A 15727-nucleotide genomic window follows, 5' to 3' on the forward strand; every position below is an offset into this window, starting at 1 on the left:
AATGTTTGACAATGACAGACATCTGTGCTATCATTGTTTTTGTTATTAAAGAAGAAGTCCGCTTCTCACCTAATGGCACAGTCATTTAGGTTATTTGAAAATTACGATGAATTTGCGGGCATCTTTTTAGGTGCCTGCTTTTTTAATTTACGGAGGTGCTTAGAAATTAAAGAACTTCAAATCAATGAAGAGATAAGAGAAAAGGAAGTCAGATTAGTAGATGATGAGGGCAATCAACTTGGTGTTGTGTCCAAGAATCAAGCCATCGACATGGCTATATCTAAAAAACTGGACCTAGTAAAAGTTGCTCCAAATGCAAAACCACCAGTGTGCCGTATAATGGACTATGGTAAATACAGATACGAGCAAGAGAAAAAAGAAAAAGAAGCTAGAAAAAAGCAAAAGGTAATCAATGTTAAGGAACTTAGATTTAGTCCAAACATTGAAGATCATGACTTGAATACTAAAGCCAATAGAGCTATTGATTTCTTAAAAAACGGTGATAGAGTTAAGGTTTCAGTTAGATTTAGAGGTAGAGAGATGGGTCATACTGATCTTGGAAGAGAAGTTCTCGACAAGTTCTATGATTTAATTTCTGAGTATGGAGTTGTGGACAAAAAACCTAAAATGGAAGGAAGAAGTTTAGTTATGTTCCTTTCAGAAAGAAAAGACAGCGACAAGTCTGATAATTAAGGAGGATTTTTATGGCAAAGATGAAAACTCACAGAGCTTCCGCAAAGAGGTTTAAGAGAACTGGTTCTGGAAAGCTTAAGAGATTTTACGCTTTTAAAGGACATTTAACAGGTAAAAAATCTGCTAAGAGAATAAGAAAATTAAGAAAGAGCAGTACGGTTTCTAAAGGTGATCAAAGAAGAATTGATCACATGATCCCTTAATAGGAGGTAAAAATGGCTAGAGTAAAAAGAGGCGTTAACGCTAAAAAAAGACATAAGAATATACTAAAGCAATCCAAGGGATATTTTGGTGCTAAATCAAAATTATTTAGAACTGCTAACCAAGCTGTTATGAAATCTCTTAACTATGCTTACATTGGTAGAAAACAAAGAAAAAGAGATTTTAGAAAACTTTGGATTACAAGAATTAATGCAGCTGCAAGAATTAATGGCATGAGCTATTCAAAATTCATTAGCGGCCTTAAGAAAGCAAACATCACTATTAACAGAAAGATGCTTTCTGAAATGGCAATCAATGATCCAGCTGCTTTTGCAAAACTAGTTGAAATTGCAAAAGAACAATAAATAATTGCTCCCTTTTGGGAGCTTTTTTTGTATAATAAGTTTGAATAAATTTATTTAAAGAGGAAATTATGATTAGAAAATTAAAAAAGAATTCACCACTTATGGTTTGCCTTTCCTTCTTTGGCTTGATACTATTTGGGGCAATCTTATTAAACCTTCCACAAGCATCAGCTGATGGAAAGTCCATTGGATTTTTAAATGCCCTCTTCACATCAACATCAGCTTCTTGTGTAACGGGACTTATTGTGGCCAACACTGCCACTCAATGGACAGTCTTTGGCAAACTTATAATTATAACTTTGATACAAATTGGTGGGCTGGGAACAATGGTCTTCCTGTCCCTAATTGCTCTTGCCTTTAATAAAAAAATTGGGATCAATGAAAGAAGAATTATAAAGGAACAGACTAATGCTGACACAAGCAAGGGAATTATAAGGCTTGTTATATACATCATCAAGTTTTCTTTAAGTGTGGAACTTATTGGGGCAGTCTTACTTGCCACAAGATTTATACCAGACTTTGGCCTTCAAAAGGGAATTTTATTTTCCCTTTTCCATTCCATCTCAGCCTTTTGTAACGCAGGTTTTGATATTCTTGGCAACTCCCTTGTGGACTATGTAGACAACATAACGGTAAACCTTGTTATTGCCTTTCTAATAATTTTTGGTGGACTAGGCTTTACAGTTTATATTGATATCTATAAGAAGAGGAGATTTAGGAACTTGAGCCTACACTCCAAGGTTGTTATTTCAATTACAGGAATATTGCTCTTACTGGGAACCATAGCCTACTTTATCTTGGAACACAAGAGTGCATCTATGGAAGGCTTGACCCTAAAGGGGAAAATTTTGGCATCCTTCTTTATGTCATCTTCAGCAAGGACAGCTGGTTTTAACTCCATAGACATTGGCAAGATGCAAAAAGGTTCGGTTATAGTTACAATTATGTTAATGTTCATTGGTGCATCACCGGCATCAACTGGTGGTGGTATCAAGACAACAACTTTTGGTGTCTTGTTATTTTCAACCCTATCTGTTTTAAGGGGAAATGACGAAACAGAAATTTTCCACAAGACAATTCCACGTGACGCCCTCTTAAAGAGTCTTTGCATTTTTTCACTGGGATCTGCCTTGGTAATTTTTTCTTCCCTTTGTATAACAATAATCGAAGGTGGAAAATTTTTGTATCTAGATATTTTATATGAAATTGTATCAGCCATTGGTACAGTAGGAGTTAGTAGAGGATTAACTGCCAACTTAAGTTCTCTTTCAAAGTTGATTATAATTGTTTTAATGTATCTTGGAAGGGTTGGGGCAGCTACTCTTGGAATAGGTCTTTTAAATAGGAAAAATAAGAAGCACACAAGATATTCATATGGGAAAATTATAGTGGGGTAAAAAATGAAGACATTTATTGTATTTGGCTGTGGTAGATTTGGTTCCACTGTGGCCACTAGATTATATGATTTGAAAAATGACGTTGTGGTCGTAGATTCAGACCATGAAAAAATTGATTTAATTAACGACAATGTAACAGAGGCAATTGTATGTGACCTTGAAGATGAAAAGGCAGTAGGAGAATTAGCTTTAAACAATTATGACGTGGCAATAGTCGCCATTGGTGAAAGCCTTGAACCAGCAATTATGGCAGTCCTTGCGTCTAAGGAAGCGGGGATTGGAAAAGTTATCGCCAAGGCAACATCCTATAGGTTTGGAAAAATTTTGTTAAAATGTGGAGCAGATAAAATTATTTTTCCAGAAAGAGATATGGGTTATAGAGTTGCGAATAATTTATCCAACAACAACTTGCTTGACTCCGATGAAATATCCAAGGGATACAGTTTTTATGATTTCAATGCACCTGTAAAAATGAGTGGAAAAGATTTGACTGAACTTGGACTTAGAGAAGACTACAACTTTAACATCTTGATGGTAAAGAGGAATGGTGAAAACTTTGTAAATCCAGGCTCTGATTTTAAGATTAAGGAAGATGACACTTTGACAGTTTTAGGTTCAGACAAGGACATCAAAAATTTTATAGAAGAAAACTAAAAATTATGAAAAAACAAAAAATAAGGACTAAGGCCTTTGAGACCTAGTCCTTATTTTTTTTGCAAATTTTTATATAAATTTTCTTATTACGAAATAAAAGAAAAGTATTAGCCAAGCTATGACGTGACAAGTAATGTTGACTCTCTTTCTTATTTTTTCATTCTTAATAATTTTTGTGTACTCAGTTAAAAAATATCCTGCCAAGCAAATAAAATAAAGGGGAACTATTGTAAGATAAAACATAAAACCACCGCCTTATTTAATTTTATCACGAAAAAGCTATTAACCAATAAAAATTTATAAAATCCTCTTATTTACATATCTACATTTATAAACTACAATTAAATTAATACATAAAAGAAATGAAAGAGGTAATCTTATGAAAAAATTAAAAAAACTTTTACTTGTGGGCCTAGCAGCTACAACTTTAGTTGCCTGTGGCAAGACAACAGAAAATAAGACTCCAGAAGTAAAAGAACCAGAAAAAATAGTTTATTACACACCACTAACTCATGAAGAGAGAGATAACGAGGAACAAAAAAATAAAAAAATATTTGCAGTTATGCTTGATAACCACGACGATGCAAGGCCTCAAGCACAAATTTCCAAGGCCGACATAATCTATGAGTACAGGGTTGAGGGTGAGTTTACAAGATACATGGCCCTCTTCCAAAGCAACTTCCCAGAAAATGTGGGACCAGTTCGCTCTGCAAGACCTTACTTTGTCCAAACTGCCAAGGAATACAATGCAATTTATGCCCACTGGGGTGGATCAGAAGCAGGACTTGCTGAAGTAAGAAGTAGGAATGTTGTTGACCTTGATGGGATTGCACTTGAAGGGATTGTCTTCCACAGAAACAAGGACGTTGGCAAGCGTGCACCCCACAATGGTTATATTTCCCTTCCAGAACTTGAAAATTACCTAGTGGAAAAGGGAGTTGACGTAAATGACAACACTGCATCCCTAAACTTTTACGACAAGGAAGCAAATATCCAAGGTCTTGATGTGGGGGAAATAACACTAAACTTTAACAAAAACTACAAGACAAACTTTATCTATGATGAAGCTACAGGAAAATACAAATACATTCGTCAAGGACAACCAGTTATTGACGAGGCAACAGGCCAAGAATTTTCTACAGATAACCTTGTAGTCCTCTTCCAAAAGGGAGTAGTTGCTGGACCTAAGGGAACTTTAAAAATGGCAAATATTGGCACAGGCACAGGACTTCTTCTTCAAAAGGGAAAACTTGCCCCAATAACTTGGGAAAAGGAAAATGAAGATGCAAGGACAATCTTAAAATATCCTGACGAAACTGAAGTAAAATTCTGCCCAGGCAGAACTTTCTTCTCCATAGTTGATGAAGAAAAGGATGCAGTCTACCAAGTTCCAGAAACTGAAGGACAAGAAGGTCAAGAAGGGGAAGGAAATAATACAGAAAACCAAACCCCAGCGAATCCTGAAAATCAAAAATAAAATTAAAAAATCTTATTTTGGGTAAGAAAGACATAGAGGTGATTTTATGATTAATATGACAAAAATCGACTATGTAATAAATATAACTGGCGCGTCTTACGACATTGTGAGAAAGGCACTTTTAGACAGCGACGGAGACGTTGATGTAGCAATCTCTTATATTAGAGAAGGCAAGTACGATGTAAACATTGACCCATCAAAGGTTTATGAAAATGAGGAAGAAAAAGAATCTGACCCTAAGGGTGAAAGAAAAACTGGAAGGGAATATGTTGATGATGTTATCAACTATCTTGACGAAATTCTTGAAGCCATAAAGGAAATCTGGAGAAAGGGAAATGCCAGCAGACTATTGGTGGAAAATAAGGGTGAAACTGTCCTATCACTTTCACTTACAACTTCTGCAATTGGTATGCTTCTAGCTTTACCAGCATCCCTACTTGGACTTTCTGCAGCCTATGTTTATGACTACTCCTTCAAGATCATCATGGACAATGGAGAAGTTATCGACGTCAAAGAATACCTAAAAGATAAGAGCAAATTTTTATAAAATTTATTAAAGTTAAGAGCCCCTCGGGGCTTTTTTCTTTAAGAAATGAGGAAAAAATGATAATTACTAGTAAAAACAACAATACATACAAATTTTTAAAGGGACTTTTAGAGAAAAAGCACAGGCAAGAGAATAAACTCTTTATGGTGGAGAAGCCTGTGGTTATTGAAGAGGCCGAGGGCTTTGAAATTAAGTATCTTGCCCTAAGTGAGTCTGCCTACAGTTCAAATAAATTTGAAAATATTATAAAAAACCTGGACCAAGACAAGATTTTTGTCTTTTCCGACAATATTTTCAAAAATCTTTGCGATGCAGTAACATCTCCTGGCATCATAGCCTATTATTCCTATCTTCACAGGGACTTTGACAGGACTTCAGGCAAATTTCTCTACCTTGACGACATAAGGGAGCCGGGAAACCTTGGGGGAATAATACGATCAGCCGATGCCCTGGGACTTGACGGCCTGATAATCTCTCCTGAATCCTGCGACCTTTACAATCCAAAGACTGTGAGGTCCTCTATGTCTTCTATCTTTAGGCTGTCAATTTACTTTATGAGTAGGGAAGACTTGGTTGATTTAGACTTCAATATTATTGCAACTTCATTAGAAAATTCTACTTCCACAAGAGACTACGACTTCAAGGACAAAGACATAGTTGTAATTGGAAATGAAGCCAAGGGGGTTTCAGACTTTTTAATGTCCCATGCAAAGGGATTTTTAAATATTCCAATTTCTCCTAAGGTAGATTCTTTAAATGCCAATGTTGCAGCATCAATTATAATTTACGAGATGATGAAATGACCTACGTATTAGTGGCAGAGAACTTTCCAGAAAAAGCTGCAGAGAAATTAAAAGCCTATGGACAAGTGGTGAGGACCAAGGCAAACACAAGAGTATTAAGAGGACTTGATACCCACCCAGACATTTTGGTCCATCCACTTCCTAATGGCGATTTTGTTGTTGACAGAGATAATTTTGACTATTATAAAGAGATTTTTAAGGACAAAAAAGTTCTTCCATCTCATTCATCTTTATCGGCAAAATACCCAGGGGACATTCACTTAAATGCCTTTGTCTTTAAAAATTTTTTCATCCACAACTTAAGGCACACAGACCAAGTCATCCTAGATTACTATAAAAATCGTGGCTACGACCTGGTAAATATAAAGCAGGGTTATGCAAAATGCTCCTGTCTTGTAACCGAGGACTTTGTCATCACAAGCGACGGAGGAATCTACGGGACCCTAAAGGACTTGATTCCCATTTATAAGATAGACCATGGACAAATTAAACTCCAAAACTTCAACTATGGTTTTATTGGAGGTGCTACTGGAGTCTTGGGCAAAAAAATATTCTTCACAGGAGACTTTTCTCATCATTCATCCCATGAAGAAATTTTAAAAATTATTAATAAGTATGATTATGAAATTGAAATTTTGTCCAAAGACCCAATAGAAGATTACGGTTCTATTTATATTATTTAAAACTTTTGTAAAAATGGAAAATATAAAAGATGGTATGTAGAAGGGTTAATTCCCTTCTTTAATACCATCTTTTATTTATAATATAATTATTAGGATATTTATAAACATATACTATCTATTTATTTTTTTGTTAATAATTTTTTCATATAAAAATTTATTGTCATCAAGGTAATCAAACATTAACTTAGAAAGCAAATCTTTAAATACATAATCTTCTTCAAGGTAAGATTCCTCAGAAATGCCAGAAATGTAAATCATCTCTGTTAGAAGTCTACCACTATTTGAAGACATATATTTAGTCTTTTCTTCAAGTATAAGAAAAAGAAAATCACCATACTCAGCCTCTCGTGGATCTACATATTCTATACTTTTTTCATTTTCTATAATTTTAAAGAGACGAAAGGACATGTCCTTTATCTCAACATTTAACTTAACATTTCCCACGAAATGCTTTGCATTTTCACTAAGCATATTCCTCTTATAGGAAGGTAATTCTGAAAAATCAATTTCAACAAGATCAAATTTATTTTTGAGATAAGATATAAGGTCTTTTGAATCTCTCTCGCCAATAGGAATTAGGTGTTTGAACATTTTAATTTGAGTTTTGTAGTCCATTTTACTTTTACATCTCCTCAAAGGATTATTATATAAAATAATTTTAACTCCTCTTAGGGAGTTTTTTTTTATTGACCTTTAATAAGTAAAGAGACAAGACCAGGCCAAGTACAAAAAATATAATTGAAGTGAAGGAGTAGTCCACGACTTTGAAAAAATAAATAATAAAAAAGTTATTGTAGAGGACTGGTATAAGGAAGACATAGAAAAAATAAAAACTTTTATTTTTATAAATTAAGGGCAAAGAAATCAGAAGTGGCAAGACAAAGGAGCTGAGCCCATAAAAATTTATAAATGCAAAGAATCCATAAAAATTATCTTCTAAGACAGGTAGAATGGGAACAGATCCCATAACAATAAGAGTAATGATAAAATATTTTAACTTGTCCTTCATAAGCCCCTCCATAAATAAAATTTATTAAATTATATCAAAAATCTTTTTTTAAAATGTAGTTTTACCTTATATTGAAATTTAGATAAATTATCTTTTGTATAATTTTTATTCTTTCTTATCAAAATGGTCTTTAATCATTAAATCTAGGTAAATAAGTGATAAGGCAATTAGTGGATACCAATAAAAAGCTGAACTTACACTATTTCCTAAATAGTCAAGAAAATAAAATATAAAACTAAATTTACTGTCTGAGCTACGATAAAAACCATAAAATTCACTTAAGGCTGTATAAAGTCTAAATAGGATTGGAATAAGAAATAATAAGGTTAATACAATTCTCTTTTTAGTTTTTATTTTCATAATTACCTCCAAATATTTATTTCTTCTTAAATTATATCAAAAAAATAATAAAAATCTTGTTTTAAATAAATTCTCCTGGGTAATATATAGGAGCGAGAGAAATGATAATTTCTCTTATAATTATTCTTGAAGATATAAAAACTTTGTGTTATTATAGAAACAATTTTAAAAGAGACTTTGATAAGAAGAGTAGGATCTATAAAATTCTAAGAGAGGAAATGGCTGGTGAAAGTTTCCAATTTTATATTTTTGAAAACTAACTTGGAGTCCCATAGCAAACTATGGCGTCAGGACGCGTTAAGTCCCTAGAGTTTAATTAAGGTGGAACCACGGTCATCGTCCTTTGGGATGGTGGCTTTTTTTATTATTAATTTTTAGGAGGATAAAATGATTATAAAGTACCCAGACGGATCACAAAAAGAATATGAAAGCGGAGTAAAGGTATCTGAAATTACTGGAGACATATCCCAAGGTCTTTTAAGACAATCTCTTGGAGCAGTAGTTAACGGTGAAATCCTTGGCCTTGACGACAAGGTTTATGAAGATAGCGACTTCAAAGTTGTAAAATTTGAAGACAAGGAAGGAAAGCAAATTTTCTGGCACACTGCATCCCACATTATGGCTTATGCAATCCAAGAACTTTACCCAGATACAAAATTTGCCATTGGACCTTCAACTGAAACAGGCTTCTATTACGACCTTGACCTTGAACACAGATTTGTAGAAGAAGACTTCAAGGCAATTGAAGACAAGATGAAGGAAATTGCTAAGAAGGACCTTCCAGTAGAAAGAATTGAAATTTCAAGAGAAGAAGCCCTAGCTTACTTCAAAGAAAAAAATCAAGACTACAAGGTTGAACTAATAAATGACCTTCCAGAAGATGAAAAAATCACAATGTATAAGATTGGTGACTTCACTGACCTTTGCAAGGGACCTCACCTTCTTTCAACTAAAAAAATCAAGGCTATTAAACTTCTTTCAATAGCAGGTGCTTATTGGAGAGGGGACTCTGACAATAAGATGCTACAAAGAATTTATGGTATTGCCTTTGAAAAACAAAAACAATTAGACGAATACATTGAAAGACGTGAAGAAGCTGAAAAGAGAGACCACAGAAAACTTGGTAAGGAACTTGACCTTTTTAGCATGCACGAAGAAGGACCTGGCTTCCCATTCTTCCATCCAAATGGAATGATTTTAAGAAACACTCTACTTGATTGGTGGAGGGGAGTTCTAAATGAAAATGGATACGGAGAAATCTTAACTCCAATTATCCTTAATGAAGCCCTATGGCATAGATCAGGCCACTGGGACCATTACAAGGACAATATGTACTTCACAAAGATTGATGACGGCGACTACGCAGTTAAACCAATGAACTGCCCAGGCTCAATCCTTGTTTACAATTCCAACAACCACTCTTATAGGGACCTTCCTATTAGACTTGCAGAATATGGTGTTGTTCACAGACACGAACTTTCTGGAGCCCTACACGGCCTATTTAGAGTAAGAACATTTACTCAAGATGATGCTCACGTTTACTGCTTGTTCTCACAAGTTAAAGACGAAGTATTCAAGATGATTGACCTTGCAGATTACCTATACTCAACATTTGGATTTAAATATTCAATTGAACTTTCTACAAGACCAGATGACTACATGGGAGACCTTGACGCTTGGAACCTTGCAGAAAAGAACCTAAAAGAAGCCCTAGAAGAAAAAAATCTTCCATACACAATTAACGAAGGCGACGGAGCTTTCTATGGTCCTAAGATTGACTTCCACCTAGAAGATGCCATTGGTAGAACTTGGCAATGTGGTACAATCCAACTTGACTTCCAACTTCCAGAAAACTTTGACTTAACTTACGTTGATGAAAATGGAGAAAGACAAAGACCAGTTATGCTTCACAGGGCCCTACTTGGATCAGTTGAAAGATTTATGGGTATCCTAATCGAACACTTTGCTGGTAAATTCCCACTATGGTTATCTCCAGTTCAAGTTGAAGTTATCCCTGTATCTGACAAGTTCAAGGATTATGCACAAAATCTTGCAGATAAACTTCACGCAGAAGGACTTAGGGTTCACCTAGATGGACGTACTGAAAAAGTTGGTTACAAGATTAGAGAAGCACAAGTTAAGAAGATCAACTACATGCTAGTAATTGGTGAAAAAGAAGAAACTTCTGGCAAGCTTTCTGTTAGAAAGAGAAGCGGCGAAGAAGTTCAAGATGTTGATGTAGATGAATTTATAGCATCACTTAAAGAAGAAATTAAAAACAAGACAATAACTGAATAAGTTATACTTGAAAAACTTATAAATAAAAGATAAAATCACAGCAGGTCTAAAGGGCCTGCTATTTTTGTGGACTTTTAGATTTAAGAAAAACCCTCATGCCCGAATATCTCATTACAAAAATTGAAGTTTTCCATTAGGATATTCTTGGCAAGAGGTTTTTAATTTGCAATAGTCTAAGCAAATTATTTTTTATGCTAAAATCACAAATAATTACAAAGTCACAAGTTTTTATGGACTGATAAATAATTATAGGGTATTAATTTTTTATGACTTGACAAAAATTTATAAAGCTTGAGTTTATTGTGATTTGTTAAAAATTTATTAACTAATAAATATGTGTAAGCTCATAAATTTTTATAAAGTAAGAAGCAATTACAAGCTCATAAATTTTTATAAAATAAAAAAACTAAGGCCATAAATATTTATAAAATTTCTTTACAAACCCATATTCATGTGATAAAATACATTGATGTAACCGCACAGAATAGGTTTTAAAACTTCGGTGCCTAGGATGGCGAGTCTTGTAATGAGGAGGTGCTACAAATGTACGCAATTATTGAAACAGGCGGAAAGCAATATACTGTTGAAGCTGGTAACAAAATTAGAGTTGAAAAACTAGATGCAAAAGAAGGCGACGTTGTAACTTTTGACAAGGTTGTTTTTGTATCAGGTGACGAACCAAAAGTTGGTACTCCATATGTAGAGGGTGCTAAGGTTGAAGCTAAGGTACTAGCTCAAGATAAAGCTAAAAAAGTTGTTGTATATAAATACAAAGCTAAGAAAAATGAAAGAAAGAAAAAGGGTCACCGTCAACCATACACTTTAGTTGAAATCACAGGTATTAACTAATGACTAGGATTGACCTTTACAAAAAGGGCGATTATTACTATGGATTTAAGTCTTGTGGCCACGCAGAAGGAGATTTTGACACACTTGTCTGCTCCAGCATATCCACTCTCACTCAAACCCTATACTTTACCTTGATTGAAAAGTTGGGGATAAGCGAAAGTGACATAAGTGACACACAGGGCGACGGACTGTTAAAAATAGAAATTTTAAAAAGTGAAATTTTTAAAAGAAATGATATTCAAACTTGTTTTGAATTTATGATTAAGGGGATAGAACTCATTGACGAGGCCTATCCAGGATATTTGACACTAAAGAAGGTGGAGGTGCAAAATGATTAAATTTGATTTATTGCTTTTTTCTTCTAAAAAAGGAGCAGGTTCTTCTAAGAACGGTCGTGACTCAAACTCAAAGAGACTTGGAGTTAAGAGAGGCGACGGACAATTTGTTCTAGCAGGTAACATCATCGTTAGACAAAGAGGAACAAAAATCCATCCAGGTGAAAATGTAATGAAAGGGTCAGATGACACTTTATTTGCAACAGCTGATGGAATTTTAAGATTCACAACTAAGGGCAAAGGCGGAAAGAAATTCGCTAATGTTTACCAAGAAGAAAAAGTTGAATTAGCATAAAGATAAAGCAAGGGAAACCTTGCTTTTATTTTTTTAAGAGTAAAGTCTAATTTTCACAAAGATTTTACATATTTGACATAAGGTTCAAGTTTTCACTACAATTCTGTGCTAATTCTGTGATATAATTTTAGAAAATGCGAGGTAAAAATGTTTATAGATATAGCTAAAATAAAATTAAAGGCCGGAAAAGGTGGAGATGGCGCTGTCGCTTGGAGAAGAGAAAAATTCGAACCAGCAGGAGGACCAGCTGGTGGCGACGGAGGCAGAGGTGGCAATGTAATTGTAATGACAGACTCTGGACTTCACACTTTGATGGACTTTAGATACAAAAGAGAATACAAAGCCGAAAATGGTCAAAATGGTATGAGCAAGTTAAAATTTGGAAAAGATGGAGAAGATATTATCCTAAAGGTACCAGTTGGAACCCTAATTAGGGACGCCAACACTAATGGAGTTATCTACGACCTAAAGGAAAATAATATGTCTGTCACTGTCTGCAAGGGTGGACGTGGCGGCATGGGAAATGCCAGGTTCAAGACTTCCACTAGACAGGCACCAGCCTTTGCCCAAGCAGGCAACATGGGAGAAGAAAGAGAAATAATCTTGGAACTTAAACTCCTTGCCGATGTGGGACTAGTAGGTTTTCCTAACGTAGGTAAGTCAACCCTTCTTTCCATAGTTACATCTGCTAGGCCAAAGATTGCCAACTATCACTTTACAACCCTTTCTCCAAACCTAGGTGTTGTAAAAATTGATGAAGGCGAATCCTTTGTTATAGCAGACATACCTGGACTAATCGAAGGAGCATCAGAAGGGATTGGTCTTGGAGACGAATTTCTAAAACACGTTGAGAGGACAGGAATTTTAATCCACGTCCTAGATGTTTCTGGTTCAGAATACAGGGATCCAGTGGAAGATTTCCACAAGATCAATGAAGAACTTGTGAGATACAATGAAAAACTGGGAGAAAAGAAGCAAATTATTTTTGCCAACAAGACAGATGTCCCAGGAGCAGAAGAAAACCTAGAAAAATTAAGAGAAGAACTTGGGGACAAGTACGAGATAATAGCTGGCTCTTGTGCCACAACAGAAAATGTAGACAAGTTAATGAAGGAAACTTATAGGCTCCTTCAAGAAGTGGACTACGAAGACCACGAAACTTACGACATAGTACACGTAGAAGAAGTTAAGAGAGAAGAAGGCATCAGTGTCTTCAAGGAACATGGCGAATATTTTGTTGAAGGACCATACATTGACAAACTCCTTCGTTCCACAAACTTCGACGACTACGATTCACTTAAATACTTCCAAGAAAACCTTAGAAAGAATAAGGTTGTAGAAAAACTAGAAGAACTTGGGGCCCACGATGGCTGTTCAGTATTTATTGGCGAATACGAATTTGAATTTTTTGAATAAGCAGGTGATAGAATGTTAACAGGAAAAGAAAGATCTTATTTAAAGAGCCTTGCCCACAACATGGATCCACTTATCCAACTAGGAAAAGACGGGATCAACCAAGGTTTTTTAAATCAAATAGATAAACTTTTAGAAGACCACGAAATTGTAAAGATTAATGTCCTACAAAATGCACCAGTTGAAGTTGACGAAATTGTCGATGATATTCTTGATGCAACAGGGGCAGAATTTGTCCAAAAAATTGGCAAGAAACTTACAATTTATAGGGAATCTAAAGAAAACAAACAAATAGAATTATAATGAAAAAGTACGGAATTTTTGGAGGCAGCTTTGACCCCATCCACTATGGTCACCTAATGATATGTGAGTACATCAAGGAGGAGATGGGCCTGGACAAGGTGATCTTTATCCCAACAGGCAACCCACCCCACAAGGACCTTGGGGTTTCAGCAGAAGACAGGTACGAGATGGTAAGGCTTGCCATTTCCCCAAACCCAGACTTTGAAATATCTGACATAGAGACTACTAGGGTAAACTTATCCTACACAGTGGACACAATTAGGGAATTAAAAAAAATCTACAAGGAAGAAAAATTATATTTCTTAATAGGCCTAGACTCCCTCTTCCAACTAAAGACTTGGAAGAAGATAGGGGACCTATCACAAGAAATAGAATTTGTAGTTGCCTTACGACCAGGATACATCGACAAAGAAGAAATAAATAATGAGATAGACTTTTTGAGAGAGAACTTTGGGACAAAGATAAATCTTATTAAGACCCCACTCTATGAAATCTCTTCCACAGACCTTAGAGACCGAATTCATGAAGGCAAGTCTCTCAGATATCTAATTCCAAAAAAAGTTCTAGATTATATAGAAGAAAGTGGGTTTTACAAAGGTGACCTATAAACTTAAAAAATATGAAAAAGAAATACGTGAAAGGATTGGCGAAAAGAGATTTCTCCACACCCTTAGGGTGAGAGACACTGCCCTTGAACTAGCAAAGATCCACGGAGTAGACCAAGAAAAGGCAGAAGTGGCAGGGTTTTTGCACGACTGTGCCAAGATAAGAGATGAAGAACAACTTATAAAGGCTGCCAAAAAATCTGGCCTTCTCCTCACAAAGGAGATGCTAAAGGCACCCCAAATCATCCATTCCTATCTTGGGGCCATCTATGCCAGAGACCTCTATGGAATAGAAGATGAAGAAATACTAAATGCCATTACTTACCACACAACAGGCAGGGCAAATATGTCGGACCTAGAAAAAATAATTTTCTTGGCAGACTACATTGAGCCCATGAGAAACTTTGACGGAGTGGAAAGGGCAAGAGAACTTGCTAGAGTTGACCTTGATGCAGCCATGTATTTCGCCTTAAATAATACATTAAAATTTTTAGTTGACCACGACACCTATATTGTGCCGGCAACAGTTACAGCTAGAAATTTTTATAAGGAGTTGAATCCTTGAAAACTTTTTTTAAAGCTTTTTTTACAACAATAATACTAATAATAATCCTTGCCCTAGGAGGGTTTGCAGCCTACTACTACTTCTTTGAAGGAGAAGATGCAGATAAAATTGATGAGGGCGGCGAAAACCTACAATTCTTGATGCTGGGAGTGGACTCCCTTGACTCAAAGAAGGCAGACAATGCAAGATCCGACACTATAATGGTTGTAAACCTAGATGGGAAGACAGGAAAAGTAAATATAATTTCAATTCCAAGAGACACTTACACAAAGATCGAGGGTTACAAAAAGACAAAAATCAACCACTCCTTCAAATACGGAGGAAGTGAACTTACCCTTGACACAGTGAACAAACTCCTTGGGACAGACATAAAATATTACGTCACAGTAGACTACAGGTTTGTAGAAGACGTGGTAGACAAAATTGGTGGAGTAGAAGTTGACGTCCCAATAGATATGAAGTACGAGGACCCAACAGCAGACCCACCACTTACAATAGACATCAAGGCAGGCAGACAAAACCTAAAGGGCTACGATGCCATAGGATTTTTGAGATTTAGGAAGGGCTACAAGGATGCAGACCTTGGAAGAGTAAAGGCACAGCAACAATTTATGTCAGCCATCCTATCCAAGATGAAAGACCCAAAAACTCTAGTTAGGTCACCTCTCTTGCTATCATCCTATGTATCCTACACAGAAAACAATATACCTGTGAAGAAACTCATAAAGATGGCAGCAAAAATGCGTAACATTACAAGCGAAGACATAGTGACCAACACCCTACCAGGAACACCAAAATACATGGGAGGAGTGTCCTACTTCGTGCCAAATGAAAATAAAATACAAGTAATGCTATTAGAAAATAATTTTAAATAG

20 protein-coding genes and 2 other annotated features are annotated in these 15727 nt (G+C 35.5%); of the genes, 18 read left to right on the top strand and 2 right to left on the bottom strand.

Annotated features, from left to right (window positions below; all coding sequences use genetic code 11):
* Window positions 1–72 precede the first annotated feature (72 nt).
* From infC to DRZ96_RS06335, 9 genes are all read left to right on the top strand, one after another.
* On the top strand, window positions 73–693 hold the full coding sequence (gene infC, locus DRZ96_RS06295; protein WP_236587174.1) for a translation initiation factor IF-3: 621 nt from the start codon (window positions 73–75) through the stop codon (window positions 691–693).
* Window positions 694–704: 11 nt separating this feature from the next.
* The gene (gene rpmI / locus DRZ96_RS06300; RefSeq protein WP_070702574.1) at window positions 705–896 is read left to right on the top strand and encodes a 50S ribosomal protein L35; all 192 of its coding nucleotides are present in this window, start codon (window positions 705–707) and stop codon (window positions 894–896) included.
* Window positions 897–908: 12 nt separating this feature from the next.
* Window positions 909–1259 (top strand): 50S ribosomal protein L20, encoded by a 351-nt coding sequence (gene rplT / locus DRZ96_RS06305; RefSeq protein WP_070702576.1) that lies wholly within the window; start codon window positions 909–911, stop codon window positions 1257–1259.
* Window positions 1260–1327: 68 nt separating this feature from the next.
* A complete protein-coding gene (locus DRZ96_RS06310; RefSeq protein WP_112890009.1) occupies window positions 1328–2656 on the top strand; it encodes a TrkH family potassium uptake protein in 1329 nt (442 codons plus the stop codon).
* A 3-nt stretch (window positions 2657–2659) separates the two neighbouring features.
* Window positions 2660–3310: a potassium channel family protein gene (locus tag DRZ96_RS06315; RefSeq protein WP_070702580.1), complete on the top strand. Its 651-nt coding sequence runs from the start codon at window positions 2660–2662 to the stop codon at window positions 3308–3310.
* 379 nt (window positions 3311–3689) lie between these two features.
* Entirely contained in the window at window positions 3690–4787 is a 1098-nt protein-coding gene (locus tag DRZ96_RS06320; protein WP_112890010.1) for a DUF3048 domain-containing protein, read from the top strand.
* 46 nt (window positions 4788–4833) lie between these two features.
* Window positions 4834–5334, top strand: coding sequence for a DUF4342 domain-containing protein (locus DRZ96_RS06325; RefSeq protein WP_070702584.1), 501 nt, complete (start codon window positions 4834–4836; stop codon window positions 5332–5334).
* Between the two features lie 56 nt (window positions 5335–5390).
* The gene (locus tag DRZ96_RS06330) at window positions 5391–6137 is read left to right on the top strand and encodes a TrmH family RNA methyltransferase (RefSeq protein ID WP_112890011.1); all 747 of its coding nucleotides are present in this window, start codon (window positions 5391–5393) and stop codon (window positions 6135–6137) included.
* Entirely contained in the window at window positions 6134–6820 is a 687-nt protein-coding gene (locus DRZ96_RS06335) for a DUF6873 family GME fold protein (RefSeq protein WP_112890012.1), read from the top strand. The genes DRZ96_RS06330 and DRZ96_RS06335 overlap by 4 nt, the downstream gene beginning before the upstream one ends.
* A 111-nt stretch (window positions 6821–6931) precedes the next feature.
* Here the strand turns inward: DRZ96_RS06335 and DRZ96_RS06340 are convergent, their stop codons facing one another.
* Together DRZ96_RS06340 and DRZ96_RS06350 are read right to left on the bottom strand one after the other, a co-directional pair.
* Complete coding sequence (locus tag DRZ96_RS06340; protein ID WP_112890013.1) at window positions 6932–7435, bottom strand: hypothetical protein; 504 nt, start codon at window positions 7433–7435, stop codon at window positions 6932–6934.
* Window positions 7436–7934: 499 nt separating this feature from the next.
* The gene (locus DRZ96_RS06350; RefSeq protein WP_112890015.1) at window positions 7935–8189 is read right to left on the bottom strand and encodes a hypothetical protein; all 255 of its coding nucleotides are present in this window, start codon (window positions 8187–8189) and stop codon (window positions 7935–7937) included.
* Between the two features lie 168 nt (window positions 8190–8357).
* Window positions 8358–8536: a binding site (T-box leader), on the top strand.
* Window positions 8537–8576: 40 nt separating this feature from the next.
* Between DRZ96_RS06350 and thrS the strand changes: the two genes are divergently transcribed.
* The 9 genes from thrS (at window position 8577) to DRZ96_RS06395 (ending at window position 15727) form a co-directional block, all read left to right on the top strand.
* Complete coding sequence (gene thrS, locus DRZ96_RS06355) at window positions 8577–10487, top strand: threonine--tRNA ligase (RefSeq protein WP_112890016.1); 1911 nt, start codon at window positions 8577–8579, stop codon at window positions 10485–10487.
* Window positions 10488–10950: 463 nt separating this feature from the next.
* Window positions 10951–11019, top strand: a sequence feature (ribosomal protein L21 leader region).
* An 11-nt stretch (window positions 11020–11030) separates the two neighbouring features.
* On the top strand, window positions 11031–11336 hold the full coding sequence (rplU, locus tag DRZ96_RS06360; protein WP_112890017.1) for a 50S ribosomal protein L21: 306 nt from the start codon (window positions 11031–11033) through the stop codon (window positions 11334–11336).
* Window positions 11336–11674: a ribosomal-processing cysteine protease Prp gene (locus DRZ96_RS06365; RefSeq protein WP_112890018.1), complete on the top strand. Its 339-nt coding sequence runs from the start codon at window positions 11336–11338 to the stop codon at window positions 11672–11674. Before rplU ends, DRZ96_RS06365 begins: the two co-directional genes overlap by 1 nt.
* Window positions 11667–11966 (top strand): 50S ribosomal protein L27, encoded by a 300-nt coding sequence (gene rpmA, locus DRZ96_RS06370; protein WP_019138550.1) that lies wholly within the window; start codon window positions 11667–11669, stop codon window positions 11964–11966. The genes DRZ96_RS06365 and rpmA overlap by 8 nt, the downstream gene beginning before the upstream one ends.
* 147 nt (window positions 11967–12113) lie before the next feature.
* Complete coding sequence (gene obgE / locus DRZ96_RS06375) at window positions 12114–13382, top strand: GTPase ObgE (RefSeq protein WP_112890019.1); 1269 nt, start codon at window positions 12114–12116, stop codon at window positions 13380–13382.
* A 12-nt stretch (window positions 13383–13394) separates the two neighbouring features.
* Entirely contained in the window at window positions 13395–13682 is a 288-nt protein-coding gene (yhbY, locus tag DRZ96_RS06380; RefSeq protein WP_070702600.1) for a ribosome assembly RNA-binding protein YhbY, read from the top strand.
* Window positions 13682–14290, top strand: coding sequence for a nicotinate-nucleotide adenylyltransferase (nadD, locus tag DRZ96_RS06385; protein ID WP_112890020.1), 609 nt, complete (start codon window positions 13682–13684; stop codon window positions 14288–14290). Before yhbY ends, nadD begins: the two co-directional genes overlap by 1 nt.
* Window positions 14280–14852 (top strand): bis(5'-nucleosyl)-tetraphosphatase (symmetrical) YqeK, encoded by a 573-nt coding sequence (gene yqeK / locus DRZ96_RS06390; protein WP_112890021.1) that lies wholly within the window; start codon window positions 14280–14282, stop codon window positions 14850–14852. The genes nadD and yqeK overlap by 11 nt, the downstream gene beginning before the upstream one ends.
* Window positions 14849–15727, top strand: coding sequence for an LCP family protein (locus tag DRZ96_RS06395; RefSeq protein ID WP_112890022.1), 879 nt, complete (start codon window positions 14849–14851; stop codon window positions 15725–15727). The genes yqeK and DRZ96_RS06395 overlap by 4 nt, the downstream gene beginning before the upstream one ends.

The organism is Peptoniphilus harei (assembly GCF_900454685.1).
Classification (GTDB): Bacteria; Bacillota; Clostridia; order Tissierellales; family Peptoniphilaceae; genus Peptoniphilus_A; species Peptoniphilus_A harei.